This window comes from Arthrobacter sp. PAMC25564, assembly GCF_004798705.1.
Lineage (GTDB): Bacteria > Actinomycetota > Actinomycetes > Actinomycetales > Micrococcaceae > Arthrobacter.
This window is the reverse complement of sequence record NZ_CP039290.1, coordinates 1,120,793-1,146,726: the sequence shown is the minus strand read 5'-3', so window position 1 is coordinate 1,146,726 and position 25,934 is coordinate 1,120,793. Positions and strand designations below refer to the sequence as shown.

General features: G+C 65.9%; 25 protein-coding genes and 3 pseudogenes. 14 read left to right on the top strand and 14 right to left on the bottom strand.

What is annotated here, in order from left to right:
- Positions 1-61: 61 nt before the first annotated feature.
- Entirely contained in the window at positions 62-1,327 is a 1,266-nt protein-coding gene (locus E5206_RS05180) for a multidrug effflux MFS transporter (RefSeq protein WP_136321561.1), read from the top strand.
- 6 nt (positions 1,328-1,333) lie between these two features.
- A pseudogene (locus E5206_RS19535) lies at positions 1,334-1,534 on the top strand (hypothetical protein); the annotation flags it as partial.
- Here the strand turns inward: E5206_RS19535 and E5206_RS05170 are convergent.
- Both E5206_RS05170 and E5206_RS05165 read right to left on the bottom strand, forming a co-directional pair.
- Positions 1,485-3,443, bottom strand: coding sequence for an ATP-binding protein (locus E5206_RS05170; protein WP_136321560.1), 1,959 nt, complete (start codon positions 3,441-3,443; stop codon positions 1,485-1,487). The pseudogene E5206_RS19535 and the gene E5206_RS05170 overlap by 50 nt on opposite strands.
- A 159-nt stretch (positions 3,444-3,602) precedes the next feature.
- Complete coding sequence (locus E5206_RS05165) at positions 3,603-4,319, bottom strand: SDR family NAD(P)-dependent oxidoreductase (protein ID WP_136321559.1); 717 nt, start codon at positions 4,317-4,319, stop codon at positions 3,603-3,605.
- A gap of 29 nt (positions 4,320-4,348) precedes the next feature.
- On the opposite strand from E5206_RS05165, the gene E5206_RS05160 reads away from it, so the two are divergent.
- Positions 4,349-4,903, top strand: coding sequence for a TetR/AcrR family transcriptional regulator (locus E5206_RS05160; RefSeq protein ID WP_136321558.1), 555 nt, complete (start codon positions 4,349-4,351; stop codon positions 4,901-4,903).
- A 15-nt stretch (positions 4,904-4,918) separates the two neighbouring features.
- On the opposite strand, the gene galT is transcribed toward E5206_RS05160, so the two are convergent.
- Positions 4,919-6,025, bottom strand: a complete 1,107-nt coding sequence (gene galT, locus E5206_RS05155) for a galactose-1-phosphate uridylyltransferase (protein WP_136321557.1) — start codon at positions 6,023-6,025, stop codon at positions 4,919-4,921.
- Positions 6,026-6,166: 141 nt separating this feature from the next.
- Here galT and E5206_RS05150 point away from each other — a divergent pair, with 141 nt between their 5' ends.
- Positions 6,167-7,390 carry an amidohydrolase gene (locus tag E5206_RS05150; protein ID WP_136321556.1) on the top strand — a complete coding sequence of 408 codons (1,224 nt, stop codon included), beginning with the start codon at positions 6,167-6,169 and terminating at the stop codon, positions 7,388-7,390.
- Between the two features lie 115 nt (positions 7,391-7,505).
- Complete coding sequence (locus tag E5206_RS05145; RefSeq protein ID WP_136321555.1) at positions 7,506-8,498, top strand: Lrp/AsnC family transcriptional regulator; 993 nt, start codon at positions 7,506-7,508, stop codon at positions 8,496-8,498.
- A gap of 8 nt (positions 8,499-8,506) precedes the next feature.
- Here E5206_RS05145 and E5206_RS19185 read toward each other — a convergent pair whose 3' ends face one another.
- On the bottom strand, positions 8,507-8,680 hold the full coding sequence (locus tag E5206_RS19185; RefSeq protein ID WP_168709269.1) for a hypothetical protein: 174 nt from the start codon (positions 8,678-8,680) through the stop codon (positions 8,507-8,509).
- Between the two features lie 84 nt (positions 8,681-8,764).
- On the opposite strand from E5206_RS19185, the pseudogene E5206_RS05140 reads away from it, so the two are divergent.
- Positions 8,765-8,868, top strand: a pseudogene (locus tag E5206_RS05140) (GntR family transcriptional regulator); the annotation flags it as partial.
- Positions 8,869-9,235: 367 nt separating this feature from the next.
- A complete protein-coding gene (locus E5206_RS05135) occupies positions 9,236-9,439 on the top strand; it encodes a hypothetical protein (protein ID WP_136321554.1) in 204 nt (67 codons plus the stop codon).
- Between the two features lie 63 nt (positions 9,440-9,502).
- Here E5206_RS05135 and E5206_RS05130 read toward each other — a convergent pair whose 3' ends face one another.
- Genes E5206_RS05130 through E5206_RS05110 form a run of 5 tightly spaced genes read right to left on the bottom strand, consistent with a single transcriptional unit; the run spans position 9,503 to position 14,917 of the window.
- Complete coding sequence (locus tag E5206_RS05130; RefSeq protein ID WP_136321553.1) at positions 9,503-10,501, bottom strand: carbohydrate kinase; 999 nt, start codon at positions 10,499-10,501, stop codon at positions 9,503-9,505.
- Positions 10,502-10,555: 54 nt separating this feature from the next.
- Positions 10,556-11,614 (bottom strand): NAD(P)-dependent alcohol dehydrogenase, encoded by a 1,059-nt coding sequence (locus E5206_RS05125; RefSeq protein WP_136321552.1) that lies wholly within the window; start codon positions 11,612-11,614, stop codon positions 10,556-10,558.
- Between the two features lie 47 nt (positions 11,615-11,661).
- The gene (locus E5206_RS05120; RefSeq protein ID WP_136321551.1) at positions 11,662-12,579 is read right to left on the bottom strand and encodes a carbohydrate ABC transporter permease; all 918 of its coding nucleotides are present in this window, start codon (positions 12,577-12,579) and stop codon (positions 11,662-11,664) included.
- The gene (locus E5206_RS05115) at positions 12,576-13,544 is read right to left on the bottom strand and encodes a sugar ABC transporter permease (RefSeq protein WP_136321550.1); all 969 of its coding nucleotides are present in this window, start codon (positions 13,542-13,544) and stop codon (positions 12,576-12,578) included. Before E5206_RS05115 ends, E5206_RS05120 begins: the two co-directional genes overlap by 4 nt.
- 23 nt (positions 13,545-13,567) lie before the next feature.
- Positions 13,568-14,917, bottom strand: coding sequence for a sugar ABC transporter substrate-binding protein (locus E5206_RS05110; protein ID WP_136321549.1), 1,350 nt, complete (start codon positions 14,915-14,917; stop codon positions 13,568-13,570).
- Between the two features lie 347 nt (positions 14,918-15,264).
- On the opposite strand from E5206_RS05110, the gene E5206_RS05105 reads away from it, so the two are divergent.
- A complete protein-coding gene (locus tag E5206_RS05105) occupies positions 15,265-16,128 on the top strand; it encodes an AraC family transcriptional regulator (protein ID WP_240689954.1) in 864 nt (287 codons plus the stop codon).
- Positions 16,129-16,230: 102 nt separating this feature from the next.
- Here E5206_RS05105 and arfB read toward each other — a convergent pair whose 3' ends face one another.
- Positions 16,231-16,653, bottom strand: a complete 423-nt coding sequence (gene arfB, locus E5206_RS05100; protein WP_136321547.1) for an alternative ribosome rescue aminoacyl-tRNA hydrolase ArfB — start codon at positions 16,651-16,653, stop codon at positions 16,231-16,233.
- A 90-nt stretch (positions 16,654-16,743) separates the two neighbouring features.
- Here arfB and E5206_RS05095 point away from each other — a divergent pair, with 90 nt between their 5' ends.
- The 4 genes from E5206_RS05095 (at position 16,744) to E5206_RS05080 (ending at position 19,767) form a co-directional block, all read left to right on the top strand.
- Positions 16,744-17,148 (top strand): VOC family protein, encoded by a 405-nt coding sequence (locus E5206_RS05095; protein ID WP_136321546.1) that lies wholly within the window; start codon positions 16,744-16,746, stop codon positions 17,146-17,148.
- 116 nt (positions 17,149-17,264) lie between these two features.
- The gene (locus E5206_RS05090) at positions 17,265-18,524 is read left to right on the top strand and encodes an NYN domain-containing protein (protein WP_136321545.1); all 1,260 of its coding nucleotides are present in this window, start codon (positions 17,265-17,267) and stop codon (positions 18,522-18,524) included.
- Positions 18,525-18,876: 352 nt separating this feature from the next.
- Entirely contained in the window at positions 18,877-19,101 is a 225-nt protein-coding gene (locus E5206_RS05085) for a hypothetical protein (RefSeq protein ID WP_136321544.1), read from the top strand.
- Between the two features lie 93 nt (positions 19,102-19,194).
- Positions 19,195-19,767 carry an MOSC domain-containing protein gene (locus tag E5206_RS05080; RefSeq protein WP_136321543.1) on the top strand — a complete coding sequence of 191 codons (573 nt, stop codon included), beginning with the start codon at positions 19,195-19,197 and terminating at the stop codon, positions 19,765-19,767.
- Between the two features lie 45 nt (positions 19,768-19,812).
- Here E5206_RS05080 and E5206_RS19415 read toward each other — a convergent pair whose 3' ends face one another.
- Both E5206_RS19415 and E5206_RS05075 read right to left on the bottom strand, forming a co-directional pair.
- Positions 19,813-19,986, bottom strand: a complete 174-nt coding sequence (locus E5206_RS19415; RefSeq protein WP_205760010.1) for a UTRA domain-containing protein — start codon at positions 19,984-19,986, stop codon at positions 19,813-19,815.
- Positions 19,958-20,254 carry a GntR family transcriptional regulator gene (locus E5206_RS05075; protein WP_205760009.1) on the bottom strand — a complete coding sequence of 99 codons (297 nt, stop codon included), beginning with the start codon at positions 20,252-20,254 and terminating at the stop codon, positions 19,958-19,960. The genes E5206_RS19415 and E5206_RS05075 overlap by 29 nt, the downstream gene beginning before the upstream one ends.
- A 155-nt stretch (positions 20,255-20,409) precedes the next feature.
- Here E5206_RS05075 and E5206_RS05070 point away from each other — a divergent pair, with 155 nt between their 5' ends.
- Together E5206_RS05070 and E5206_RS05065 are read left to right on the top strand one after the other, a co-directional pair.
- On the top strand, positions 20,410-20,880 hold the full coding sequence (locus E5206_RS05070; protein ID WP_136321542.1) for a hypothetical protein: 471 nt from the start codon (positions 20,410-20,412) through the stop codon (positions 20,878-20,880).
- A 611-nt stretch (positions 20,881-21,491) separates the two neighbouring features.
- Positions 21,492-22,019: pseudogene (locus E5206_RS05065) on the top strand (restriction endonuclease); the annotation flags it as partial.
- A 135-nt stretch (positions 22,020-22,154) separates the two neighbouring features.
- Here E5206_RS05065 and E5206_RS05060 read toward each other — a convergent pair.
- Positions 22,155-24,176 (bottom strand): ABC transporter ATP-binding protein, encoded by a 2,022-nt coding sequence (locus tag E5206_RS05060; RefSeq protein ID WP_136321541.1) that lies wholly within the window; start codon positions 24,174-24,176, stop codon positions 22,155-22,157.
- The gene (locus E5206_RS05055; RefSeq protein WP_136321540.1) at positions 24,173-25,915 is read right to left on the bottom strand and encodes an ABC transporter ATP-binding protein; all 1,743 of its coding nucleotides are present in this window, start codon (positions 25,913-25,915) and stop codon (positions 24,173-24,175) included. The genes E5206_RS05060 and E5206_RS05055 overlap by 4 nt, the downstream gene beginning before the upstream one ends.
- Between the last annotated feature and the right edge of the window lie 19 nt (positions 25,916-25,934).

Below are 25,934 nucleotides of genomic sequence, written 5' to 3'. Positions count from 1 at the left end.
TATATAGTTTCATAAGTACAGTGCTTGCGGACCACCACCCCCTCCTGGATAGGAACCACCTGTGACCACAACATCCCCGCGGGGCGCCGCCCAGCTGCCGGGCCTGGTGATCGCGGTCCTGGCGTTGCTGACCGCGGTGAGCCCGCTGTCCACCGACATGTATCTGCCTGCCTTCCCGCAGATGGCGACCGATCTCGGCGCCTCGGCCACCGGCATCCAGCTGACGCTCACGACTTTTCTCGTCGGACTGGCGTTCGGCCAACTGGTCATCGGTCCTCTGTCGGACGGCACGGGACGGCGCAGGCCGCTGATCGTCGGCGCCGCGATCTGCCTCCTGGCGAGCGTCGCCACTGCCCTTGCGCCCACCATTGAATTCCTCATCGTGGCGCGCTTCATCCAGGGCTTGAGCGGCGCTGCCGGCGTGGTCCTCTCCCGTGCCATCATCGCCGACTCGGCAAAGGGCGTCCGCGGGGCCAGGCTGCTGGGCCTGATGATGATCATCGGCGGCATCGCCCCGGTGCTGGCCCCGGTGGCCGGGGGCGCCATCATCACCGGGCTGGGCTGGCGCGGCGTCTTCTGGGTCCTCGCGTTCATGGTCGCTTTGATGTTCCTCGCCGTGATGTTCTTCATCAAGGAATCCCTCCCGGTATCCGGGCGGCAGGCCGGCGGTGTGAAGGCCATGTTCCGCAGCGGCAGGACCGTACTCTCGAACCGGAACTATGTGGGCTACCTGATCACGTTCTGTTGCGCTTTCGCTGCGATGTTCGCCTACATCTCGGCGTCGCCGTTCGTCCTGCAAAACATCGTGGGCTTGTCCCCCGGCATGTACTCGCTGGTCTTCGGCGTCAATTCCCTGGCCATCATGATCTCCGCCATCATCGCCACCCGCCTCGCGGGCCGCGTCGCTTACCGCAAGATGCTCGGCGGCGGCGTCATCGCGCTTCTCCTCGCTTCGGTGGCGCTGCTGGCGGTCGCCGTTACCGGTGTACCCATGATCCCGACCCTCATACTGCTCTTCATCTTCCAGGGCTCGCTGGGGTTCATCTACGGCAATGCCACGACCCTCGCGCTGGGGGAAGCCAGCCACCACGCGGGAACCGGTTCGGCCTTCCTCGGAGCCCTGCAATTCGTTTTGGGCGCTGCCGTCTCGCCGCTCGTCGGCCTGGCCGGCGACCACGACGCCCGCCCCATGGGCGTCGCCATGACCGTTGCCGCCGCCATCTCCGCCGCGGCGTTCTTCCTGTTGACCCGCAACCGTTCCGCCATTGCAGCCGGAACGGACGGGCAGCCCGCACAGATCGAAGCAGTAGAAGCGGCTGCACACTGACATCTGCCGCCACGCGTCGTCCAGCGCGACGCGAAATCCTACTTCGCTGTGTTGCGCGACGACAACAACCGCAAGCCGATTGCACGGCTTCACTTCAATGGCAAGCAGAAATACATCGGGCTGTTCGGCGCCCAGAAGGAAGAAACCCGGGCACCCCTCAGCTGGTCAGAAACGACAAGTGGATGTCGCTGCCGTAGCGGCGGATGATGTCCCGCTTGGCGCGGTGGAAGGCGTCGAGGTCACCACCATGCCCGTGCTGCCCGATCCGGCGCCGGGCCAGCTCATCTGAAATCACGTCCATGAAGAGCTCGGCCAGCAGGAGCCTGGCGGAGTCACGGAAGCGTCCGCGGCCGTCGACATAGAGCTGCACCGTCGGCGCGCCGGTGTTGATGATGACCTTTCTCTCTTCGGCGCTGTAGACGGCCCGGTCCGCGCTGTCCTGCAGCTTGCGGAACTCGTAGCCAACGAACATGTCCTCGCCGTGGTCCCGGGAGACCCGGTGCGCCACCGGGTGGTCGGCGGCGTGCAGCGCGGCGTGGTGGGCTGGCTGTCCGTCGGCACGGTGTGAAGCGTGCTCGGCTACGACGATCTCGCACCAGGCCCAGTAGGCGCCGGCCCGGACCGTGATCTCGCCCCGCTCCCCGGCCGTATTCCCCGTGACCGTCCACTCGAACCGCTGGGTGCCGCGCAACGAGCCGACCGGAACGGAAGCAGGCGCCGGCTCAATCCGCATCGAGCCGGGCAGCTCGACGTCGAAGGTGAGCAGTCCGCCGTCGGGCAACTGGCCCGGATCGATCAGCAGGGCGACGTGGAAGGGGTGCCCCGGGCGCCTGTAGTAGAAGGGCGTGGTGAAACGCAGTGCGGCGGGCGGTTCTCCCCCGCCAATGAAACCTTCAACGCCGCCTTCAGCGGAGCCGCCCCCGGGCCGATGCACCGGGAGCGCGCTGATGCCCAGGTCAATCACGGCCGCCTCGCTCATGTGGTGCAGCAGCCGCTCGATCATTTCGGCGGTGCGGCCGGAGGTGGTCGCCCGCTCCAGATGCGTGAGCTTCTGCTTCTCGGCCAGCACGTAGCCGGAGATCATGCCGCTGACGGCGTCGGAGAAGGCCTCGACGAAGGGATCCTTGGGGTTCAGGCCCTCTCGCTCGTCGCTGATGATCGCTTGGCCCCGCCCCAGCAGTTCGGTCAGTCCGGCACAGCGCACCGCACCGAAGAGGTATTCCGTTCCCACCTGGTTCTCGAACTCGAACAGCGTGCAGTCCAGCGCCGCCATCCCGGACAGGACGACGAGGCCGTTGGTGCGTTCGTCCCCTTTGAGCGTCAGTTCCACATCCTTCGCACGCTTGAGCGTGACTGTGAACGGATGGTCCCGCCCGTCGTAACTGAAGCTGCCCGGTTGCTCCGGACCGAGGAGCAGGATGGACGCCGGCGCCTCGAAACGGACCTGCTCACTGTGGTGCTCCTCTGTCCCGGGCCGGCCCGTCGCGAGCACCACGTTCCGCCGGTCCAGCACATCCCGCAGGTAGAAGTTGTCCGACAAGGACTGCAGCAGGGTTGTGTAGTGCGGAATCGTGACGTGGGGATTGTCGACCACGATGGTCACCCGGGTGCCGCTCTCCGCGGCTCCGGATGCCATACCGAGGCGGGTGTAGTCCGCCGGAAAGGCCTTGCGGTCCGCCCCGTCGTCGTCGTAAAGGTAGCCGCCGTTCTCGCCGCGGAAGATGTCGATGCGCGTGAAGCGACCGTCCTGGATGGTCTCGATCCAGCCGTGGCCCAGCCCGAAGATGGCTTGCTTCAGCCCCCGGCCGAAGTACCCCCGGCCGTTGCCCTCGCCGCGGGAGAGCGGACTATGCGCGCCTCCGTAACTCAGGATGCGGGCGGCCTGCTCAAAGGACATGCCTTCCGCCTGGTCGCTGACTGTCAGGATGGCGCCCGTATGGTGCGGCTCGTAGCCAAGCTGTATTCCGCCGGTCACCGGCGAGCCGGCCTTCTCCAGCCGGGCGTAGCTGTCGTCGCTGTTGGTGATCAGCTCGACCAGCGCCTTCTCGACAGAGGCAAAGCGGCGGGAGTCGATCCCGATCACACGCTGGTCGACTTGGATTTCGGCAACCGTCATAGTGTTTCCCTCACTCGCAACTCCGCTGTCACGCCCCGCCTGAGCGGCAGATTTTGAGCGTAGCAGTTCCGCCCATGACTCCGGGCGGCGATGCTGCCGTGACGCGCGGGCGACGGCGGAACCTCCCGCCGTCGCCCGCCCGCGCGAGGTGCCGCTCCCCTACAGCGCGGACCAGCCGCCGTCGGAGGCGAGGATCGCGCCGTTGACGTTGGTGCCGTCGTCGCTGAGCAGGAACGTGATCGAGGCGGCCAACTGCGCCGCGGTGGCGGGTGCCGGGATATTGGCGCCCATCAGCGGCCCAAGCCGTTCGGCGGCCAGCTGGGATCCCCAGTTGGCCTCGATGTTGGTGATGGTGGCTCCGGGTGCCACAGCATTGAAGCGCAGGCCCTTGGGTCCGTACATCACCGCGGAGTTCTTGGTCAAGCCGACGACGGCGTGCTTGGACGCGGTGTAGGCGGCGCCGGCGGCGGAACCGCGGAGGCCTGCCTCGGAGGCGACGTTGACCACGGAACCGAAACCGGCCTCAAGCATCAGCGGCACCACGGCGCGGGTCAGGCGCATCAGGGCGGTGACGTTGATCCGGAAGACCCGCTCCCAGGTGGCGTCGTCGACCTCGTGGATCGGGGCGAAGTTATCCATGATCCCGGCGACGTTGGCGAGGGCGTCGACCCGGGCGCCGGCGGCGACGACGACAGCGTCGACGGTCTCTTCGGTGGAGATGTCGCCGGGCACGGGGACCAGGTCCAGGCCGGCGTTCTCGGCCACCAGGGCATCGAGGCGTTCTTTGCTGATGTCGGCGGCGATGACGCGGCCGCCTTCCTTGGCGACGCGCAGGGCCGTCGCCTTGCCGATGCCCGAGCCCGCACCCGTGACGATGACGGTCTTGCCGGCAAACCGGGCGGCCTGTGACCATTGATCCGGACGCCGTCGCCGCCATTGCCTTGCGCGTCTTCGCCGAACGCGGCTACGAACAGACCTCGATGGAGGACATCGCGCGCGAGGCAGGTATCGGGCGGAAAAGCCTCTACCGCTACTTCGCCAGCAAGGCCGACCTCATCTGGGGCGGCATCGAGCCGGTGATCGAGGTTTCCGGGCGGGTGCTGAATGAGGCCAGGGAAAACCATGCATCCGACGGCGACGTGCTTGCGGGGTTGCGGGCCGCGGCCATCGCCGGAGTGGCAGTGATCCCGGACCTGTCCGTAACCCGCGGACGCCTGCGCCTGATCGCCGGGCACCCCGAACTGGCCAGCCGCGGCCGCTGGGCACTGGCCCCCCAGCGCCAATGGGCCATGCTCTACCTCGTTGCGTCCGGCGTCCGCGAGGACGACGCCCGTTACCTGTGCGCCGCCTACGTCGGAGTCACCTTTGAGGCGTGGATCCAATGGGCCGCGGGCACGGGCCCTGATCCGGTGCCGTACCTGATGGCTGCCATGGAAGTCCTGCGCCTGCCCGCCGGCTGATGAATCCAGCGGCCATTAGCCGCCCGACGGCCCCACACTGCGCAGCCGGGCCGCGACGGATTCCGGGGTGGTGTCGTTGATGAAGGCACCCATGGCCGCTTCGGAGCCGGCCAGGTACTTGAGCTTGTCGGCGGCCCGGCGGGGCGAAGTCAACTGCAGATGCAGCTGTCCGGCCCGGCGCATCCCCGGCTCCAGCGGTGCCTGATACCAGGCCGCGATGTAGGGGGTCGGCGTCGGGTACAGGGCATCGAAGCGCTTCAGGAGCTCCGGGTAGAGCTTCGCCAGTTCGTCGCGCTCCGGCCCGGACAGGGCGGCGAGGTCCGGAACCTGGCGGTGCGGGACCAGATGGACTTCCAGCGGCCAGCGGGCGGCGAAGGGCACATAGGCGCTGAAGTGTTCGCCTTCCAGGACCATGCGGCTGCCGTCGTTGCGCTCGGCCCGCAGCAGGGATGAAGTAAGCGTCTCCGTGCCGCCGGTGGTGTTGAAGTATTCGCCGGCCGCGGCGGCCAGGACGGCGGCGCGGGGCGTCACGTAGGGGTAGGCGTAGATCTGCCCGTGCGGATGGTGCAGGGTGACGCCGATCTCTGCGCCGCGGTTTTCGAATGGGAAGACCTGCCGGATGCCGGGCAGGGCACTGAGGGCTTCCGTGCGGTGTGCCCAGGCGTCAATCACCGTGCGGGTGCGGCGCCAGCCCAGTCCGGCGAAGGACCCGGTGTGCTGCGGGGTGAAAGCCACCACTTCGCAGCGGCCGACGGCGGGGGCTGCGGTCCCCCAGCCCGGCGCCGCGGGGATCTCGTATGTGTCCGGGCCCAGCGAGGGGAAGCGGTTTTCAAAGACGGCGACGTCGTAGTCCGGCGCCGGAATCTCGGTCCGGTTGGCCGGCGTCGTCGGGCAGAGGGGGCACTGGTCCGCCGGCGGCAGGTGGGTGCGGTGCTGCCGGTGCGCGGCGACGGCGACCCATTCGCGGCTGAGCGCGTCAAAGCGCAGCTGCCCGGGTTCGGGGCGGGCGGGCAGGTCACGGTGGTCCGTGAGGGATTCCGCCGGGCGCCCGGGGGAACCGGCGTCGTCGAAGTAGAGGATTTCCCGGCCGTCGGCCAGCCTGGCCATCGTGGTTCGCGTCATGCACACATCTTGACACCGCCGGCAACGGCCCGCCTGGCGGGCACCGGGATTTAGGATTCCGCGCCACGGCTGACACGTACCGGAAATCTGGAAAGTATGTACTTATGGCAACCACGTGCACTAGGACTGAAGGAACCACAGATGACTACCACCACGGGCGTCCGCCTGACCGCCGCCGTCGAGGTTCCTGAATCGTTTGTGGACGACTACGTCGCCGTCTACAAGCACCTGCACGCCCACCCCGAGCTCTCAGCCCAGGAATTCGAGACTGCCGCGAACATCGAAGCCCATCCGGCAGGCCTGGGGATTGAATCCTTCCGCTGCGGTGTCACCGGGGTGGTGGGCGTCCTGAAGAACGGCGACGGACCCGTCGTCGGCTTCCGGGCGGACACCGACGGCCTGGACTACTCCAGCGGGGCCACGGGCACGCTGCCGGACGGGGCCACCGCCCCGGTGATGCACGGCTGCGGACACGACACCCATATCGCCTCCGCCCTGGCGCTCGCCTCGCTACTCTCGGAGCGCCGCGGCCTTTGGCCCGGGTCCCTGGTCCTGATCTTCCAGCCCGGCAAGGAGACGGCGTACGGCGCGAGGGCAATGATCGACGACGGCCTGTGGGACCGGGCGCCCAAACCCGAGGCGGTGCTGGCCCAACACGTTATGCCCGTGGGTCAGGGCAAGCTCGTCATCCGGGACGGGCACATGGCCAGCCCGGCTGACTCCTGGAAGATCACGGTCCACGGCCAGCAAGCACACGGCTCGCAGCCGGAGAAATCCATCGACCCGATCGTTGCCGCTACCGCGATGGTCCTTCGACTCCAGACCATCGTCTCCCGCGAACTGGCACCGTCGACGCCTGCCGCCATCACCGTGGGCACCTTCCACGCGGGCCTGAAGGAGAACATAATCCCCGAGTCCGCGGAGTTCTCGGTCAACGTCCGGACCCCGGATGAAGACACCTGCGCCACCGTGCTCGGAGCAATCCGGCGCATCATCTCCGCCGAAGCCGCTGCCTCGGCGGCGCCCGAACCCACCATCACGGAGCTGAACAACTTCCCCCGTTGCTACAACGGCCCCGCGGCCACCCGCCGCGTCGTCGCAGCGTTCACGGCGGACTTCGGCGCGGATGCACTGACTGCGGCTCCGCTCGGGATGGGCTCGGAAGACGCGGGGTGGCTCAGCGACGCCATTGGTGTTCCTGATGTCATCTGGGCCTTTGGCGCCTTCGCCCCGGAACTTTTCGAAGACGGTGCTTCGCCGGCCGTCAATCATTCGCCATTCTTCGCGCCGGAGGCACGCGCCGCCGTCGTCGGAGGAACAGCTGCGGCACTTTCCGGAGTGCTAGCCTATCTGGGCCGGAACTGAGACGGCACGGGGCGGCAGGCTTGCCTGCCGCCCCGTGCCGTTAAGGTCCCGTGCCGTTCAGGCATCGACGCCAGCCGGTGTCGAAGCTGGGAGGCAACAGTGAAAGGACCCCGACATGGAGCAACTTGATACGCTCGACCGGCAGATCATGGCCGCACTCGTGCGCAATGGCCGCGCCCCGTGGCGGCTGATCGCCGAGGTCCTGGGCCAACAGGAACGGACCGTGGCACGCCGCGGCAACAAACTGCTCGAATCCGGTGCCGTACGCATCAACGCCTTCATCAACCCGGCGGCGGTCAGTTCCCGGGCCGCCTTCCTCCTCCGCGTGACGGCGGCCCCCCGTGAGCTGCGCCAGGTCTGTTCGTGGCTCGCCGACCAGGACGAGTCCTCTTGGGTCAGCGCCCTGTCCGGATCCAACGAGGGGGTGGCGGAAATGTTCCTCGCTCCCGATGAGCTCGCAGAGCTGCTGTACCACCGTCTCGCGAAGGTGGAGGGTGTGCAGTCGTTCGCCATGATGCCGCTGTTCGAGTACTTCCGGACCCCCTCCGGCTGGACGCCGGACGTCCTGGATCGTAAGCAATATGCCGCACTGCACCCCGATGAGGATGGCCACCTGCCCGGGACGGCAACCGGCCACACACCGCTCGATGACACCAGCCTGCTGCTGGCCCGGCTCATGCACCGCAACGGCCGGGCAACCGTGGATGAGCTCGCTTCTGACCTGGCCGTCTCCAAGGCAACGGTCAGCCGCCGGTTTGACACGATGACCAGCTCTGGTGCCTTGTTCATCAGGGCGGTGGTGGACCTGGCGTCATTGGGATTCCCGATCGAATCCCTGATCACGATCACCGGCGAAGGCGCATCGACACGCACGCTGGGGGAATACGTGGCCGGCCTCCCTGTCACGCGCTGGGCCGCTGCCTCCGGCGAGCGGCTCATGGCACAGGTGGCGGTAGCCGGCCTGGAGGACCTTCGGCTGCTGCTGGCTGATCTCCAGAAATGGGAGGGCGTGGCCTCCGTCAGCTCCTCCATCTATGCGGAGGTGTTCAAGCGAAGCACCGTGCGGTACCACGATGGAATCCCGGCGATCCCCGCGGCGGTAGCCTGAGCCGTCCTCTATCGGGCTTGCTGGTTTGGGGAATCGGCGCCCAGGAGGGCGCGGGCCCGGCTGATGGCCTGTTCGACGTCGGCGTTGAGGCTTCCGGTGGGGAGGGTGCCGAGTTCGCCGCGGAGCAGTCCGACGTCCTTGAGGAGCAGGTCGTATTGGACGTCGATGAGGTTGTCGCTCATCCAGATGTGTCCGGTGGAGACTCCGATGACTTCAAGGAGGTCCTTGGCCGGGACCTGACCGCGGACCTCGCCGCCGATCTTCGCATGCGCACATAGTCGACGGCGTCATCCAGCCCGCCGACAAGCTCCCGAGCGAAGACACGCTGATCAGCGACTTCGGTGTCAGCCGGACGGTAGTCCGCGCAGCGAAGCGCCCGTCGCCGCCTCCTCGCAGCATCCCGCGAGCAACGAGGTTGACTTTCTGTCAGCGCAGCTGTGATAAGACTCACCCGCAAAAAATCGCCATCTGACTTGAGACGATTGCGCCGTCCTGTGCACTATGGAAAAGCACGGCTGGGAAGGAATCTTCCCCGCAACAGTCCTGACCTCCACTCCGAATGCCTAGCGCAGCAAGTGGAATAAAGGCAAGTTTTACCCATCCTGGTGGACGCAACGAGGCCAAACCGGTGAGCTCGCAGAGCCGCCTCAAGTCTCGGGCGTTCATGGATTGGTTATACCGCGGCTCCGCATCGGTGCGGCAGCCGGACCTCCGGATTCATGAATGGAAGCTCAACAATGACGTTTGAAACTGCCAACTCCGTAACCCACAAGCTCTGGGACCACTCCACCATGCACCACGAGCTCGATGCCCTGGTGCACGACCTCTCGGTCCAGCACAACACCGCCAAGAGCAACATCGCGGTCCACGCCAGCGGCCCCAACACCTTCACGCTCAGCCTGAACCACGGCGAAGCCAACCTCGAGACGGTCAACCTGTAGCAACACAAACGGGGACGTAACACCACGACGACGGCGGGAGTCTCCCGCCGTCGTCGACTCGTATCAGCTACCGGCGACGGAGCCGGTCAAGGAACCCAGTTCGGCCGACGTCGGCGGGCTGGCGCCTTGCCGGGAGCATGTGATGGCCGCGGCTCTGTTCGCATAAGCGGCCAGGGCGTGCAGTTCATTCGGGGTGATGTCCTGCAGGCGTGGTCTTGCGGCGGCTCCCAGAGCGTCCAGCTGCGCGAGTCCGGAGATCAGCGCCGCCATGAACGAGTCTCCCGCCCCCACCGTGTCGGCCACAGTGATGGCTTCCCCCGGCAGTTCCACGCGGCCCCGCCGCGTCAGGATGACGGACCCGTCCCCGCCGCGGGTCAGTGCCACCAATGACGGTCCGAGCTCCAGCCACGCTGCCATCGACCTGTCCAGTGCCCTGTCGGGGTAGAGCCATCGCAGGTCCTCCTCGCTGGCCATGACGATGTCGCTGGCGGCAACAAAGTCTTCGACCTGGTCCCGGGTCTCGGCCGCATCCCGGCTTATCGCGGGCCGACAGTTGGGATCAAAGCTGACGGTGGCGTGCGGGCGTGCCGCCTCGATAAGGAGCTTCACGGACTCGTTGCCCGGGGAAAGAACTGACGCGATCGATCCCGTATGGACATGGAGTGAGCTCTCCACCGCGGCCAGGGCGGGAATGGATGCCCCGTTGATGTCCCAGCTGATGGAGAACGTGTATTCAGCGGCCCCGGAGACGGTCAGGGTCGCCACCGCGGTCGAGGTCGGGCGGGAGCCACCGGTCGTAACATCGACACCGTTGCTGCGCAGATGTTCGGCGATCATCTGCCCGTGAGCGTCCTCGGCATGGTGGGTGATGAGTTTGGTCCGGAGGTCCAGACGGGAGCAGCCGACTGCAACGTTGAGGGGGCTGCCGCCCGGGTGCGTTTCGGGCGCGGTCGTTCCCCGTCGCGGGTCATCGATGATGTCAACGAGTGACTCGCCGATGACGGTGACCAAGGATCCGTCGTCGGAGCGGCCTGGCTGGGGGCCGTTCTCTTGTGCTGGCATGGCTGTCTCCTTGCAGGTGGGCGCTGAAGGTGGTTGCTGGTCGAGCAGCAGGGGCTAGCGGCCCGGGTAGACCACGGCTTTGAGCTGGCCGGCCTGCTTTCCCGCCTTGAGTGCCGCTTCGGAGTCGGCCAGGGCGAACCGGCCGGTGACCAGGATGTCCAGGTCCACCTTCCCGTCGGCGATCAGCTGGATGGCAAGCGGCCAGGTGTTGGTGTAGCGGAAGACGCCGGAGAGCCAGATTTCCCGGTTCTGGATGTAGGAGACGGGGAGTTCGACGTCGTCGGCCCCGAGTCCGACCAGGATGACCCGGCCGGCCGGTCCCACGGCTTTGATCCCGGACCGGACGGCTTGCGGTGCGCCGGAGGCGTCAATGAAGGCGTCGACGTCGAGGCCTTCGACGCTGTCCGTCCTGGCGTTGAGGGCATGGGTGGCGCCGTGCTTGAGGGCGAACGCCAGGCGGTCCTCGGCGATGTCCGAAATGTAGATCTCGGTGGCACCAAAAGCACGGGCGGCTTGGGCGGCGATGATGCCGATCGGGCCCGCGCCGGCGATCAGCACCCGGCTGCCGGGCCTGATCTCGGCGCGTTCGCAGGCCCAGAGTCCGACGGAGAGCGGTTCGATGAGGGCGGCCGCCTCGTCACTGACGTTGTCCGGGATGTCGTAGGCGAAGTCGCTCTGGATGGTCACGTATTCGGCGAAGGCGCCATCGATCGGCGGGGTTGCGTAGAACTCAATGTCGGGGCACAGGTTGTACCGCCCTGCCTTGCACTGCTTGCAGGTGCGGCAGGGCCGCTGGGGTTCGACGGCGACCCGCTTGCCGATGCGGGCGGGGTCCACGGCGCTTCCGACGGCGGCGATCCGTCCGGAGAGCTCGTGGCCAAGGATCAGCGGGTGGTCCACGACGTAGTCGCCGATCCGGCCGTGCTCGTAGTAGTGGACGTCGCTGCCGCAGACGCCGACGGCTGCGACCTGCACCAGGACCTGATCGGGGTCGAGCTGCGGGACGGACAGTGTTTCCATTACCATCTCGCCCTGGCTCTTGAGGATGGAGGCGCGCATCGTGGCGGGTACTTTCCTGCCGGTGGCGGCGGTATGGGTGGTTGATGTTGTCATCGAAGTATTCCTTTTTTTCCTGGACAGATCGAAGGGGCGGTGGCCGGCTATTTGACGGCGCCGAGGGAGAGGCCCTGGACGAGTTTGTCCTGGGCGGCGAAGCCGGCGAACAGCACTGGCAGGGAGACCACGACGGCGGCCGCGCAGACCTTGGCGAGGAACAGGCCCTGGCTGGAGACGAAGCCGGTGAGGAAGACGGGGGCGGTGCCGGCCACGACGCCGGTGAGGACCCGGGCGAGGAGGAGTTCGTTCCAGCTGAAGATGAAGCAGATCAGGGCGGTCGCGGCGATGCCGGGCATGGCCACGGGGGCGACGACCTTCCGGAGCGTCAGCAGCAGGCCCGCGCCGTCGATCTGGGCGGCTTCGAGCATTTCGACCGGCACTTCGTCGAGGAAGGAGCGCATCATCCACACGGCGATGGGCAGGTTCATCGACGTGTACATCAGGCCCAGGAACCAGATGTTATCCAGCGCGCCGGCGTTCTTGGCGAACAGGTAGAGCGGCAGGACCGCGGCAACCACGGGCATCATCTTGGTGGAGAGGAAGAAGAACATGACGTCGGTCCACTTCTTCACGGGCCGGATGGACAGCGCGTAGGCGGCCGGGATGGCCAGCAGCAGAACCAGCACGGTGGAGAAGATCGAGGCGGTGGCGGAGTTAATCAGCGACGGCCATGGGCTGACTCCGGAGCTCGCGCCGAAGAACTCTTTGTAGGCGTCCAGGTTGAGGTCGGCGGCGATGGAGGGCGGGTTCGTCGCGGCGTCCGTTTCCGAGTGGAACGATGTCAGGATCATCCACAGGACCGGTACTGCGAACAGCAGGGCCAGCAGCCAGGCTGCGATCCCGGCCGCCGTGTTGTTCCGGGTGGGGTCCATGCGCGACTTGCCTCGGCGCCGTGGACCGGTTGTGAGGGCGGTCCGGCCGGGAACGGATGCCCGGGGCTCGGTTGGGGTAAGGGTGCTCATCGTGCTGCCTCCTTCTTGAAGAGCGAGAATACGGTGCGGAGTGCGAAGGTCGCCACGATGATGGTGCCGATGACCACCACGACGCCGGCGGCCGACGCCAAGCCATATTCGTTGGCGAAGTAGAACGTCTCGTAGATGGCGTAGGGCAGGTTGGCCGTGCCCAGGCCCCCGGAAGTGAGGGTGAAAACAGCGTCGAAATTCTGCACGATGTAGATGGCTCCGAGCAGTCCGCCGAGTTCCAGGTACTGCCGCAGGTGCGGCAGGGTGAGGTGGCGGAAGATGTCCCAGGGAGTTGCGCCGTCCATTTGGGCGGCCTCCACTGTGTCCATGGGGCGGGACTGCAGACCGGCGAGCAGGATGAGCATCATGAACGGTGTCCATTGCCAGACCAGGGAGATGATGATGGCCATCAATGGCGCCTGGGACAGCAGATCAGTCTGGGGCGGGGTGTCGCTGCCGAAGAGCGACCAGACCCAGGTGAGGGTGCCGTTGATCAGGCCGTAGACGGGGTTCAGGATGGCATGCTTCCAGATGAGCGCCGCGGCCACCGGCACCACGAGGAACGGTGCGATCAGCAGGGTCCGCGCCAGTCCGCGGCCGATGAACTTCTTGTCCAGGAGCAGGGCCAGGCCAAGGCCCAGGACCAGGCTGGCCAGGACCACAGCGACGGTCTGGATGATGGTGGTGACGATCGCCTGCTGCATGTCGGGATCGGTGAGCACCTGGATGTAGTTCTCGAAGCCGGCGAATCCGGTCTTGTCCGGGCTCAGGCTGTTCCAGTTCAGGAACGAAATGATCAGGGTCACCACGAACGGAAGCTGGGTGACGATGATGAGGAAGATCAGGGCCGGCAGCAGCGGTGCACGCCGTACCCAGGCCAGAGCCCGTCCCCGCGATCTGGCGTTGCTGGAAGGTTGTGGTGCGCTGTGCCCGGGGCGGGAGATGCGCGCCGTTGCGTTAGTCATGATGTTCTCCTGCGGTTAGGTTGTTACTTCTTGTACTTATCGCCGATTTTTTGGGCGGCTTCCTGGCCCTTGGCCAGGGCGTCAGCAACGGATCCCTGGCCCGCGACGGCGGAGCTGACACCCTGGGACACCCTGGTGCCCAGCGCAGCGAACTCGGGGATGCCGACAAACTGGATGCCGTCAGCGGGCCGGGGTTGGACGCCGGGGTTCTTCGGGTCCGCGTTCTCGATGGCGGAGCGTTCGGCCTTGAAGAACGGAGCGGCCTTCTGGAACTCGGCGTTCTCGTAGGTGGAGATGCGCTTGCCGGACGGGACCTTGGCCCAGCCGAGCTTGGATGCCACGAGTTCCTCGTACTTCTTCGAACTGGCCCAGGCGATGAACTTCCCGGCGGCGTCCTGCTTCTTGGAAGCCGCCTGTACAGCCCAGGACCAGGTCCACAGCCAGCCCGAAGACTTGGTCTCCTTCACCGGAGCCTGGGCGTAGCCGATCTTTCCCTTCACCGGGGAGGCATCCGCTTCCAAAGCACCGGCCGCGGAGGTGGCGTCGTACCACATGGCCACCTTGCCCTGGCTCATGTTGTTCAGGCATTCGGTGAACCCTGCCTGGGCGGCGCCGGCCTCGCCGTGGGCACGGACCAGTTTGGTGTAGAAGTCGACGGCCTCGGTGAATTCCGGAGCGTTGACCTTCGCGTTCCAGTCCTTGTCAAACCAGGTTCCGCCGAAGGTGTTCACCACCGTGGTCAGCGGTGCGAAAACCTGGCCCCAGCCGGGCTGGCCGCGCAGGCAGATTCCCTTCATGCCAGGAGCGGCGCCGTCAGCCTGGGCAGCCAGGGCTGCGACCTCGTCCCAGGTCGGCTTGTCCGGCATCGTCAGTCCCTTGGCGTCGAGAATGTCTTTCCGGTACATCAGGAAGGAGGATTCTCCGTAAAACGGTTCGCCGTAGAGCTTGCCGTCCTTCCCCGTCAGCGATGCCGTGTAGGCCGGCAGGATGTCCGCCTGGTTGAACCCGGAATCCTTGGCCACTTTGTCCAGCGGTGCCAGCCACCCGTTGGCGGAGTAGAACGGGATCTCGTAGTTGGACAGCGACGCAATGTCGTACTGGCCGGCCTGGCTCGAAAACTCCTGGCTGATCTTGGCGCGGACGTCGTTTTCCGGCAGGACGGTGTAGTTGACCCTGATGCCGGTTTCCTTGGTGAAGTTATCCGCGGTGAGCCGCTGCAGGTCCTCCATCTGGGGGTTGTTCACCATCAGGACATTGATGCTGTTCGGGTCTCCTGCGGAATTGCCGCCGCCAGCACCTGCACAGGCTGAGGCGCTGAGCGCCACGCACAGGGCACCTGCGGCTAACGCGGCGACGCGTATTTTTGCGCGCATTCAAGGACTCCTTTGTTCTTCAGGGGGTGCAATGCGACCCGCACCCCGACTGCTGTGTCGGAGGTGTGGGGCGGAAAGCGGGACCGGGGCTGGAAGCCGGGGCGGCTCGCTGATGTTCCTCAAGATTAGGCCTGTGGGATAGGACACAACTAGCGCCGTGGTTGCCCGTTTCTGATACTAATTTTCCCGACCGGCGCCCGGCCGCGCGCTATCCTAGGAGAAGGCGACCAAAGATGCTGTCTATATTTCATGACCCCGGGAGAACCACGATGAGCGCGGCGGGCCCCAGCGACGGTGCAGGCATCATTGACAGCGCAGCCGCCCGGCTTGCAGAAAGACTGCTAGGCATGCGTGCCAACCGGGAGGTCATCCCGGAAGACCCGGACCATTCTGTCCGGTGGCACGAGCACGACTACCCCAGCCCGGTAGCACGCTGGAACTACCACCCCGAATACGAGCTGCACCTGATCCGGAAGGGCACCGGAAAGTTCATCGTGGGAGACCACATCGGCACGTTCGAGGCCGGACATGTGGCCCTGGTGGGTTCGGGGCTGCCGCACGACTGGGTCAGCGACCTCGAGCCCGGAGAGGTCCTCCTGGGCCGGGATGCCCTCATCCAGTTCGACGGAAAATGGGTTGAACAGGCTATGTCGATCATTCCGGAAATGGCCGAGGTCAAGCCCCTGCTGGAACAGTCCTCACGCGGGATCGAGTTCCTGGGACGGTCGGCCCAGTCTGCAGCCATATCCATCGATGCGATGGGCATATCGACTGGCTTGGAGCGGCTGCACCACCTTTTTGAGCTCCTCACGGTTCTGGCCCGTGCACCACAGGAGGAACGGCGCTACCTGGCCGACGAATGGTTCAGACCCCAGCTGGACGGCCAGGCCGCCGCCGTGGTGGACATCGTCCTCGAGTACGTCTTCAGCAACCACGCCGGCAGCGTCAAGATGTCCGAGGCGGCGGCGCTGGTAGGAATGTCAGAACCGACATTTTCGAAGTACTTCAAACGCGCCACCGGCCAGAACTTCAGTGACCTGGTCCGCAAACTTCGGCTCGCCCATGCGCGGCGCCTGCTGGAGCACAGCGACAAGGCCATCTCCGCCATTTGCTACGAAGTGGGCTTCTCGAACCTATCCAATTTCAACCGGCATTTCCTCAACGACGCCGGCGAAACCCCGCGGGACTACCGGCAACGGGCACAGGGGTGACCGACCCGATTCCAGCATTCAGACGCCGGGCGCGCCTATCGAAAAGATCAGGTTCTAAACGCTCCCGCTGCCCCGCGGCTGAAAATCGCGGGCTGGACGGCGTTACTCGGCGGACGGCCGCTTTCGTTGCCGTTTCGTCGCCGACCGCTGTTCCTTTGCGGCGAGGCGCCGACGGTTCGAGCCCCGGGTGGGTTTGGTCGCCCGGCGGCGGGCAGCTTCGGGAGCAAGACCCTCTGCCACGAGGTCGGAGAGCTTAGCCAGAGCGATCTCGCGATTGCGCAACTGGGAGCGCCGCTCGGAGGCGGTCACCGTGATCACCCCGGCGATCAGACGTCGTCCGAGACGCGTGAGGAGCATCAACCGCTGGTAATCAGAAAGCACTGCGGAGTCGGCGACATTCCACGAGAGTTCGACGCGGCTGTCCGAGGTGTTGACGTGTTGACCGCCCGGCCCGGACGAACGCGAGAACCGCCAGCCGAGTTCCGAAGCGGGAATCGTGAGCGCAGCCGACACCTCCAGATCCATGCAACCAGCGTTGCACAATATGGGCGCTGCCGACCGTTTGTGCCGGGTGTCGTCGCATCCTTGCGGTACGGCGGCGGTACTGTGGGCCGCATGGAGATGCGTCTTGAAGTTGTGCAAGTACCGGTAGCGGATGTCGACAGATCGAAGTCCTTTTATATTGATAAGCTGGGCTTTGTCCTTGACCACGATGTTGAGCACATCCCTGGGATGAGGGTCGTGCAGTTAACGCCGCGAGGCTCGGCTGCTTCGATCGTCATAGGTACCGGAATGACGGGCATGGCGCCTGGCAGCCTCGAGGGGCTGCAGCTCGTCGTGCCCGACATGGGCTCAGCGCGCGCCGAGCTCCTGCGCCGGGGTGCCGACATCAGCGAGGTCCAGGAGATGGGCGGAGTGCAGTTTGCCTACTTCGGGGACCCAGACGGCAACCGCTGGGTCATCCAGGGCGCAACGCCTTCTGACGTCAGGGATGCACACCTGGACCGGTCCACGTCCTAGCCGCGCGCGCCCCGACGGACGGTGTGCCGGAGGCACCGGCGCCGGGTGCGGACCCGTGCAACGCCGCAGAGGCATACATCTGGCACATGCCCTACTCCTGCTGGCACACTGAGCCGATGACGGAACCTCTTCATCAGTCCAGACGGCCTGGCATCCGCGCCGCGATGTTCGTTGACTTCGACAACGTCTACACCGGCTTGATGGTCCTGGACCCGGGCGCAGCCAAGCGCTTCGCTGAAGATCCCAAGCATTGGACGGAAGCGCTGGCCGGTGGCGTCACGGGCGAGGACTCCCGGCGCTTCCTGATCCGCAACTGTTATCTCAACCCCGTCATCTACTCCAAGTACAGGCCGTACTGGACCCGTGCCGGCTTCCGTGTGATCGATTGCCCGTCCCTCACCCAGCGGGGCAAGAGCAGCACCGACATCAACCTGGTGCTGGACGCGATGGATGCCCTGTCCGGGGCAGGACATATTGAGGAATTCTTCGTCGCATCGGCGGACGCGGATTTCACCTCGCTGGTCCAGCGGTTCCGGGCCGCCGACCGGATGACGACGGTCATCGCTACCGGCGCCGTAGCGTTCGCGTACCGGGAGATGGCAGACAGTGTGGTGGAGTCCCACGACTTCGTGGCAATCCTCAACGGGACCTCGGCCGACATCCCCCGGATGGTGACATCGGCCGGACTTGCCCCGCTCCGCACCGCACCCCCTGCGTCCGGGTCTGCGAGGACAGCCGCCGACGAGGTCCGCACCCTTGTGCAGGCGGCGCCGGGTCCGGTCACCGGAGCCGTTGCAGCGCACTGGGCGCTGACCGCGGACCCGTCGCTCAAGACCGATTGGGGCGGTTACGGCAAGTTCGGGGCCTGGATCGCCCAGATCGGACAAGGTGTTCAATACTCGTCCACGCCGTCGCCTGGCTGGGTGTGGGACGCGAAGCGCTTTTCGCCGGAGCTCTCCGTCCTGGCGCCGGAGGGCCGGCCGGCCATCGAGGAGCAGGTCAGCCGGGTAACAGACGTGCCAGCGCTTTCGCCCGAACAGTTCCGGCAGGTATTCCTGTCGCTGGAGTCAAAGTTGCGCGAGCATCCGGGCAACCGCAGTGAACTGGCTAGATCGGTCCGGGACGACTGCGTGACTGCCGGGCAGCCGGTGTCCCGTTCAGCCGTCAACTTCGTGATCCAGGGCGTGGTGTCCGCCGGGGGTTCCCTCACGGACGAGATGACGGCAGGAGAACTCGCTGCCGCGTGGACGAGAAATGTTGAAGAGCTGTGTCGGCTTGCCCTTATGGAGTTCGACGACGCCGAGAAGCTCGCGTTGAAGCGCTGGGCCGGCGGAGGGCTGCTGGAATCCGGCCCAGGCGGCCCGCACCTGCCCTGAACCGTAACCGCTGAGTTCGCCTTGGGGCTCTGGCACTTGCACCCAGCAGGGGCCGTTTCGGGCCAGGCAAGCGGTCGACGGCGGAACATCCCGCCGTCGACCTCTCGCGTGTTGTCAGGTTCCCGTGACTCCGTATTGCGCCGGGCCACCGATTCATGCACACTGACTACAGATCCGCAGGAACAAATGCTTCCGCCGATCCAGCCCGCCGGACACTTCGGCCGGCCGCCGCCCCATCAGAGAATGCCGGGCAACCCCTCTGAAACCACCGCTTTCCGCCTCCCCGGGTGCGCCCGGCCCCGGAAGCCTGTGCCACTCAGAGTCCCGGGATCCCGCCGAGAAAGAGACCACCATGATCAAGCGCCACTCGGACCTCGTCCTGGAAATCACAGCCCACGATCCTGACACCGTCGAAAACGACCTCAACACCGCCGTGGAAATGGCCCGCGAACACGCCATGCAGGAAAGCCGCCATGGCATCCTGGTCACACAACACAGCTACGCCAGCTACACCGTCACCGTCAGTCGAGACGTCCCCTACGGACAGACACACGAACGGCGGGAACAGCCCGCGTAGTCGCAGTAACGCAAGCGGACGACGGCGGAACTTCCCGCCGTCGTCCGCTTGCGTTTGGTGTGCCGGGCCGTGCCCAGGCGATAGTTTTGTGGGATGACGGCCAGCTACAGGTATGACGTGGAGGTCCTGCATCTGATCGTGTCACCGGCACACGCTTACTTCGGCCGCGCCCGCGAGGGCGCAGCCGACGTCCCCACCACAGATGCCGAGCACGTGGAGCTGCTTGCCGGCAAGGGCATCGTCGGTGATCGGTTCTTCGGCAAGGCCGCGCACATGGATGCCGCAGTCACCGCGTTCGCGATCGAGGCTCTCGAAGCCATCGCCGCGGAGCTGGGAACGGCACCCCTTGACCCGCTCCTGACACGTCGCAACGTGGTCCTCAGAGGAGCCCACCTGGCACCGCTGCTCGGACATGACTTCGCACTGGAATCCCGCGGGGACCTGGTGCGGCTCAAGGCCGGACGCCCTGCCCATCCTTGTGCCTGGATGGATGAGATGCTCGCCCCCGGTGCCCACCAATCCATGCGCGGGCGGGGCGGCGTGCGGTGCCAGGTGCTTTCCGACGGCGTCCTGCACCGCGGACCCGCCGTGCTGATCAGCCCCGTGCCGCTCGACCCCGGACGCGCAGGCGACGCGACCCTGTTGCGCCCGTCGCGGTTACCTTAGACGGGAGAGGTCCCCCGGTGGTTGAGCTTTTCGAAACCCAGCCGGCTACCGGCTGGACGCGAAGACGTACTTGAAGTCATCGGCGCGGTGGATAGCGCGGCGCCAGCCGCCCGGGCTGCCATCGCGGGTGAGCAGGAGAGTCTCGACCATAAGAATCGGTTCGCCCTCGCTCAGATCCAGGGCCGAAGCGTCATCGCCTTTCGCCCCGGACGCCCACACGCTTCAGCGTCGCGGGTCGTTGCACATTCAGGCCCTGCACCGGAAAGGTGCCTTTGGCCTGTTCGCGGTACACGTAGCCCTCGTCGACGAGTTCCTTGAGCGCCTGGCGCACGGGAGCACTGCTGACGTGGAAACGCTTGAGGAGCGCTTCCTCGGTCATCGCAAGGCCGTCGGTGCCCGCCCCGGCGCGCATCTCCCCGACCAGGATCTGTTTGATCTGGCGGTACAGCGGGACTCCGGATGTCCGATCGAGAGTCGCAGAAGTCATAAGCATTTACTTTAGCCCTTCACTACAACAAAGCCCCGGTGGAACGCCACCGGGGCCCGCGACGGGCGGCCTGCCACCGTCGTCCGTTTGTGTTGAGTGCCGCTGATCTACGGCGCCGACCAGCCCCCTGGCACGGCACATGGAAGTATTCAGGTATGAATATCGACAATGATGCTGCCAATACTCCGGCGCCAATGGACTCACACGGCACAGAAGCCTCGACCGAAGTCAGCCGTAGCTGGGACCACATCGGGGCCATCATTGTCGATGCCACGCTGCAGCGCCGACAGAACTACAACGAAACCGTCAAGCCGCGCGTTGTTGCTCTGGTTGAGGCATGGCCGGATGCCGCTACAACGAGTGGATTCCGGCGGCACCTCGATACAGGGCAGCTCTCGGAAGTTATCAGCTGGCCGTCGCCTGGCCGTCTGGCCCAGATAGAGGACATCACGGAAGTGTTCGAGCGTGAGGGCATCGAAACGGTAGTTGAACTCCGCGGCGCGCTCGGTGACCACGCCAAGGGTGCCGCACTTCGCGAAGCCCTTGCGCTTGTGCGGCATGTCAGTCCCAAAACGCTGGACTACATTGGCGTCCTGAGCGGGATCTCAACACCTCAACCAGGTTAGAAGCCGCCTGCTCACCGCCGCGAACCGAAGCTTGCAAAGCGACGAAAAGGTTTTTGGCAAGCGGTTGGCTCAGGGTCATTGAGTTCAGACAAGACCCTCCCGGATGGAACGGCTGAGGTCGACGCGTTCAGCATTTGGGAAGAACGTCGACCCTTCATGTTCCTCTCGACGCTTAAACCAGCCGAGAGATCGCGATTCGACCTCGCTCCGGCAGACCTGTATCGAACTCGCTCGCCGCGGCTACCGCTCCGGGGAGCCTGATGGGATGCCGCGAGAGACATCCCGAGTTTTCGGCATCGTATTTCCTGGACTACGACGGTCCAAGGGATGGGAGACCGAGGCAATGGCCCGGCAGTTGGGAGTTTGGCCCTCAGAGCTACATGGACTCACATTCGGGCAGGCACTGGCCGATCTGGAGTCCAACCAAGAGAGGGGTCGGTAACGTCGGAGGCATTTAGGAAAATCTTCGATTGATGAGGGCGGGCAACGACGAACGCCTCACCTCAGGAGTCACCAGCTTCCTCCTCAACCGCACCCTCGGTGCCGACCAAGCCTGTGGGAGTGAATACGCCATGGGTTGAACACTGATGATGGCGGGAACTTTAATAGCAATTGCAGTCGGGGCGGTGTACCAGTTCTTTACCGACCTCGACGCTCCGAACCGGATGGACGCCAAGCCCTTCCTGGTCCTGGACCTCACCGATATTGATGAATCCCTGATCCCTGAGCTGCAGAAGCTTTCCAAGGACGTCGTTGACCTCGACTCGATCATCAGCTCCGCCGGGGAATTGAAGTACATCGGCGAGTTGAAGCGGACACTGGCAGCGCAGTTCAAGGAACCGGAGGGCGAATGGATCAAGTTCCTCACCGGCCGCGTTTACCCCGGCCCGTACACGCAGAAGGTGCGTGAGCAGTTCACGGCACTGGTCTCCAAAGCGTCCAAGCAGTTCCTCAACGACCAGGTGAACGAGCGTCTGAAAAAGGCTCTCGGCGCCCCTGCTGGCTTCCCGCAGACTGATGACGCGGCCGCAACAGTCACCAGCACGCCGGTGGCCGAAGCCGACCTGGCCGAAGCCGACGCCCTTGAGACCACGCTTGAGGAGATCTACGAGCACACCGAGACCCTTCGCGCCAGCGTGAAGGGCTATCTGAGTGCGTCGCCCTCAATCAACTAAGAGCATGACGCAGTTTCAGTAATCAGGAGGGGCGGACGACGGCGGGATCACCCGCCGTCGTCCGCTTCTGTTTGATGCCGCGCCCCACGCGCAGCGCCGTTAAACCTCCGCCACCGGAGCCGCGAACTGCGCCGCATACAGCGCGGAATACGCCCCGCCGGCGGCCAGCAGCTCCGCATGGGTCCCCTGCTCCACGATCTGCCCGGCCTCCATCACCAGGATGAGGTCGGCGTCGCGGATGGTCGAGAGCCGGTGCGCGATCACGAAGCTGGTCCGGTCCGACCTCAGCGCGCTCATGGCCTTCTGCACCAGCACCTCCGTGCGGGTGTCCACCGAGCTCGTCGCCTCGTCCAGGATCAGCACGGACGGGCGGGCCAGGAACGCCCGCGCGATGGTCAGCAACTGCTTCTCGCCGGCACTCACGTTGCCGCCCTCGTCGTCGAGCACGGTGTCATAGCCCTCCGGCAGCGACCGCACGAACCGGTCCACGTACGTCGCCTTCGCGGCCTCCAGGATTTCGCCTTCCGAGGCAGACGGCCGGCCGTAGGCGATGTTGTCCCGGATGCTCCCGCCGAACAGCCAGGTGTCCTGCAGCACCATGCCCATCCGCGAGCGCAGTTCGTTGCGGGTCATGCCGGTGATGTCCACGCCGTCGAGCGTGATCCGCCCGCCGTCGAGCTCGTAGAAGCGCATCATCAGGTTCACCAGGGTGGTCTTGCCTGCCCCGGTGGGTCCCACGATCGCCACCGTCTGTCCCGGCTCGGCCACCAGGCTCAGATCAGAGATCAACGGCTTGTCCGGCGAGTAGGAGAACGAAACGTTTTCGAACACGAGCCGGCCCCGCACCGTCTCCGGAGAAAGGGCAGCGACAGGATCCGGGCTCTGCTCGTCGGTGTCCAGCAGCTCGAACACCCGCTCGGCCGACGCAACGCCGGACTGGAGCAGGTTCGCCATGGACCCGAGCTGGGCCAGCGGCTGGGTGAACTGCCGCGAGTACTGGATGAAGGCCTGCACGTCGCCGAGCTGCATCGCGCCGGAGGCCACCTGCAGGCCGCCCACCACGGCAATCCCCACGTAGACCAGGTTGCCGATGAACGTCATGGCGGGCATGATCAGGCCGGAAATGAACTGGGCGCCGAAGCTCGCCTGGTACAGCTCCACGTTCTTCTGCCGGAACCGCTCCTCCACCTCCTTCTGACGCCCGAACACCTTCACCAGGGCGTGCCCGGTGTAGGTCTCCTCGATCTGGCCGTTCAGCTCCCCGGTGTTCTTCCACTGCGCCACGAAGAGCTTCTGCGAGCGCTTCGCGATCACCGTGGTGGTCACCAGCGTCAGCGGCACCGTCACCAGCGCGATCACGGCGAGCGTCGGCGAGAGCAGGAACATCATCAGCAGCACCCCCACCACGGTCAGCAGCGATGTCACCGCCTGGCTGATCGACTGCTGCAGGCTCTGGGAAATATTGTCGACGTCGTTGGTCACCCGGCTGAGCAGCTCGCCGCGCTGCACCGAATCGAAGTAGCGCAGCGGAAGGCGGTTGATCTTCGCCTCGATCTGCTCGCGCAGCCGGTAGACGGTACGCTGCACGACACCGTTGAGCACGTACGCCTGCACCCAGCTGAACGCCGAGGCCAGCACATATAGCACCAGCGCCCAGAGGAGCACCGAGGACAGCGCCGCAAAGTCGATCCCGACGCCGGGGGTCAGCGCCATCCCGCTGAGCATGTCCGCCTTCTGCTTCTCCCCCGCGGCGCGCAGGCCTGCGATCAGCTGGTCCTTGCTCACCCCGGCCGGGAGCTGCTTGGACACGACGCCGGAGAAGATCAGGTTGGTGCCCGCTCCCAGCAGCCGCGGGCCGATCACCGAGAGGGTCACGCTGGTAATGGCCAGCACGAGCACCAGGACCAGCCACAGCCGTTCGGGGTGCAGGGTGCCCACCAGCCGCTTGGCGGAGGCACCGAAGTTCATCGCCTTTTCGGCCGGAATGTTCATCCCTGCGAACGGGCCGCCGCGGCCCGGTCCGCCCGCCGGGCGCGGGATGCGCACGACGGCGGGCGCCCCGGCAGGTGCGCCCGTGCCGGAAGCGGCGGCCGGCGTCGGCGCCTTGTCTGTCCGGCTCATACCGTCTCCTCCGCTGCCAGCTGCGAGTTCACAATCTCGCGATACGTTTCCGAGGTCCCCAGCAGTTCCCCGTGCGTTCCGTGCGCCACGATCCGGCCGTTGTCCAGGACCAGGATCTGGTCCGCGTCCACAATGCTGGAGACCCGCTGGGCGATGATCACCAGGGTGGCCCCTGCGGTGTTCTGTCTAAGCGCCTGCCGGAGCCGGGCGTCCGTGGCCGTGTCCAGCGAGGAGAACGAGTCGTCAAAGATGTACAGCTCCGGCTGCTTCACGAGCGCCCGGGCGATCGCGATCCGCTGCCGCTGCCCGCCCGAGACGTTGGTGCCGCCCTGCGAAATCGCCGCATCCAGGCCGCCCTCCATCTCCAGCACGAAGTCCTGGGCCTGGGCGATGGCCAGGGCCCGCCAGAGCTCGTCCTCGGTAGCGTCGGGTTTGCCGTAGAGCAGGTTGCTGCGGACCGTGCCGGAGAACAGGTAGGGCTTCTGCGGGACCAGCCCGATGTGCCCCCAGAGCAGGTCCGGGTGCAGTTCCTTCACGTCCACGCCGTCGATCCGCACCGAGCCGGACGTGGCGTCGAAAAGCCGGGGCATGAGGTTCACCAGGGTGGTCTTCCCCGATCCGGTGCTGCCGATGATCGCCGTCGTCTGCCCTGCCCGGGCGGTGAAGCTGATGTCGCCCAGGACGGGCTGCTCGGCACCGGGGTAGGCGAATCCGACGTCGCGCATTTCCAGCTCGCCGCGCCCGATCCGCCCGGCCGCAACGCTGACCGGGTGCTCCGGGGGCCGGACGCTGGATTCGGTGCCCAGCACCTGGCCGATACGGTCCGCGGAGACGGCGGCGCGCGGGATCATGATCGCCATGAACGTCGCCATCATGACGGACATCAGGATCTGCATCAGGTAGCTGAGGAAGGCGATCAGCGTGCCCACCTGCATGGAGCCGTCCTGGATGCGGAAGGAACCGAACCAGATCACGGCCACGCTGGAGACATTCAGGACCAGCATCACCGTGGGGAACGCGAGCGCCATCAGCCGCCCGGCGCGGAGGGCCGTGTCCGTGACGTCCTCGTTGGCCCTGGCGAAGCGTGCTGTTTCAATGTCCTCCCGGACGAAGGCGCGCACCACCCGGATCCCGGTGAGCTGTTCCCGGAGGACCCGGTTGACGGTGTCGATCCGGGTCTGCATCTTGCGGAACAGCGGAACCATCCGGGTCACGATCAGCCCGACGGCGATCAGCAGCACCGGCACGCTCACGGCGATCAGCCAGGACAGCTGCACATCCTGCCGGATGGCCATGATGACGCCGCCGATGCTGAGCATGGGGGCCGTGACCATAAGCGTGGCGGACATCAGCACGAGCTGCTGGACCTGCTGGACGTCGTTGGTGGAGCGGGTGATGAGGCTCGGCGCCCCGAAGCGGGTGACTTCCTGCTCGGAGAATTCGGCCACCCGGGTGAAGATCGCGCCGCGGAGGTCCCGGCCCAGGGCCATCGCCGCCTTGGCGCCGAAGTACACGGCCGTGATGGTGCAGACGATCTGGAGGAACGTGACAAGGAGCATCAGCCCGCCGGTGCCCAGGATGTAGTCGGTGTTGCCCTTCGCGACGCCTTCATCGATGATGTCCGCGTTCAGGGTGGGCAGGTACAGCGAGGCGATGGACGCCGCCAGCTGGAAAACGACGACGGCGAGCAGCAGCCGCCGCTGCGGCCTTAGGTATTCAACGAGCAGTTTCCAGAGCATCCAGTCTCCAAGCCACGCT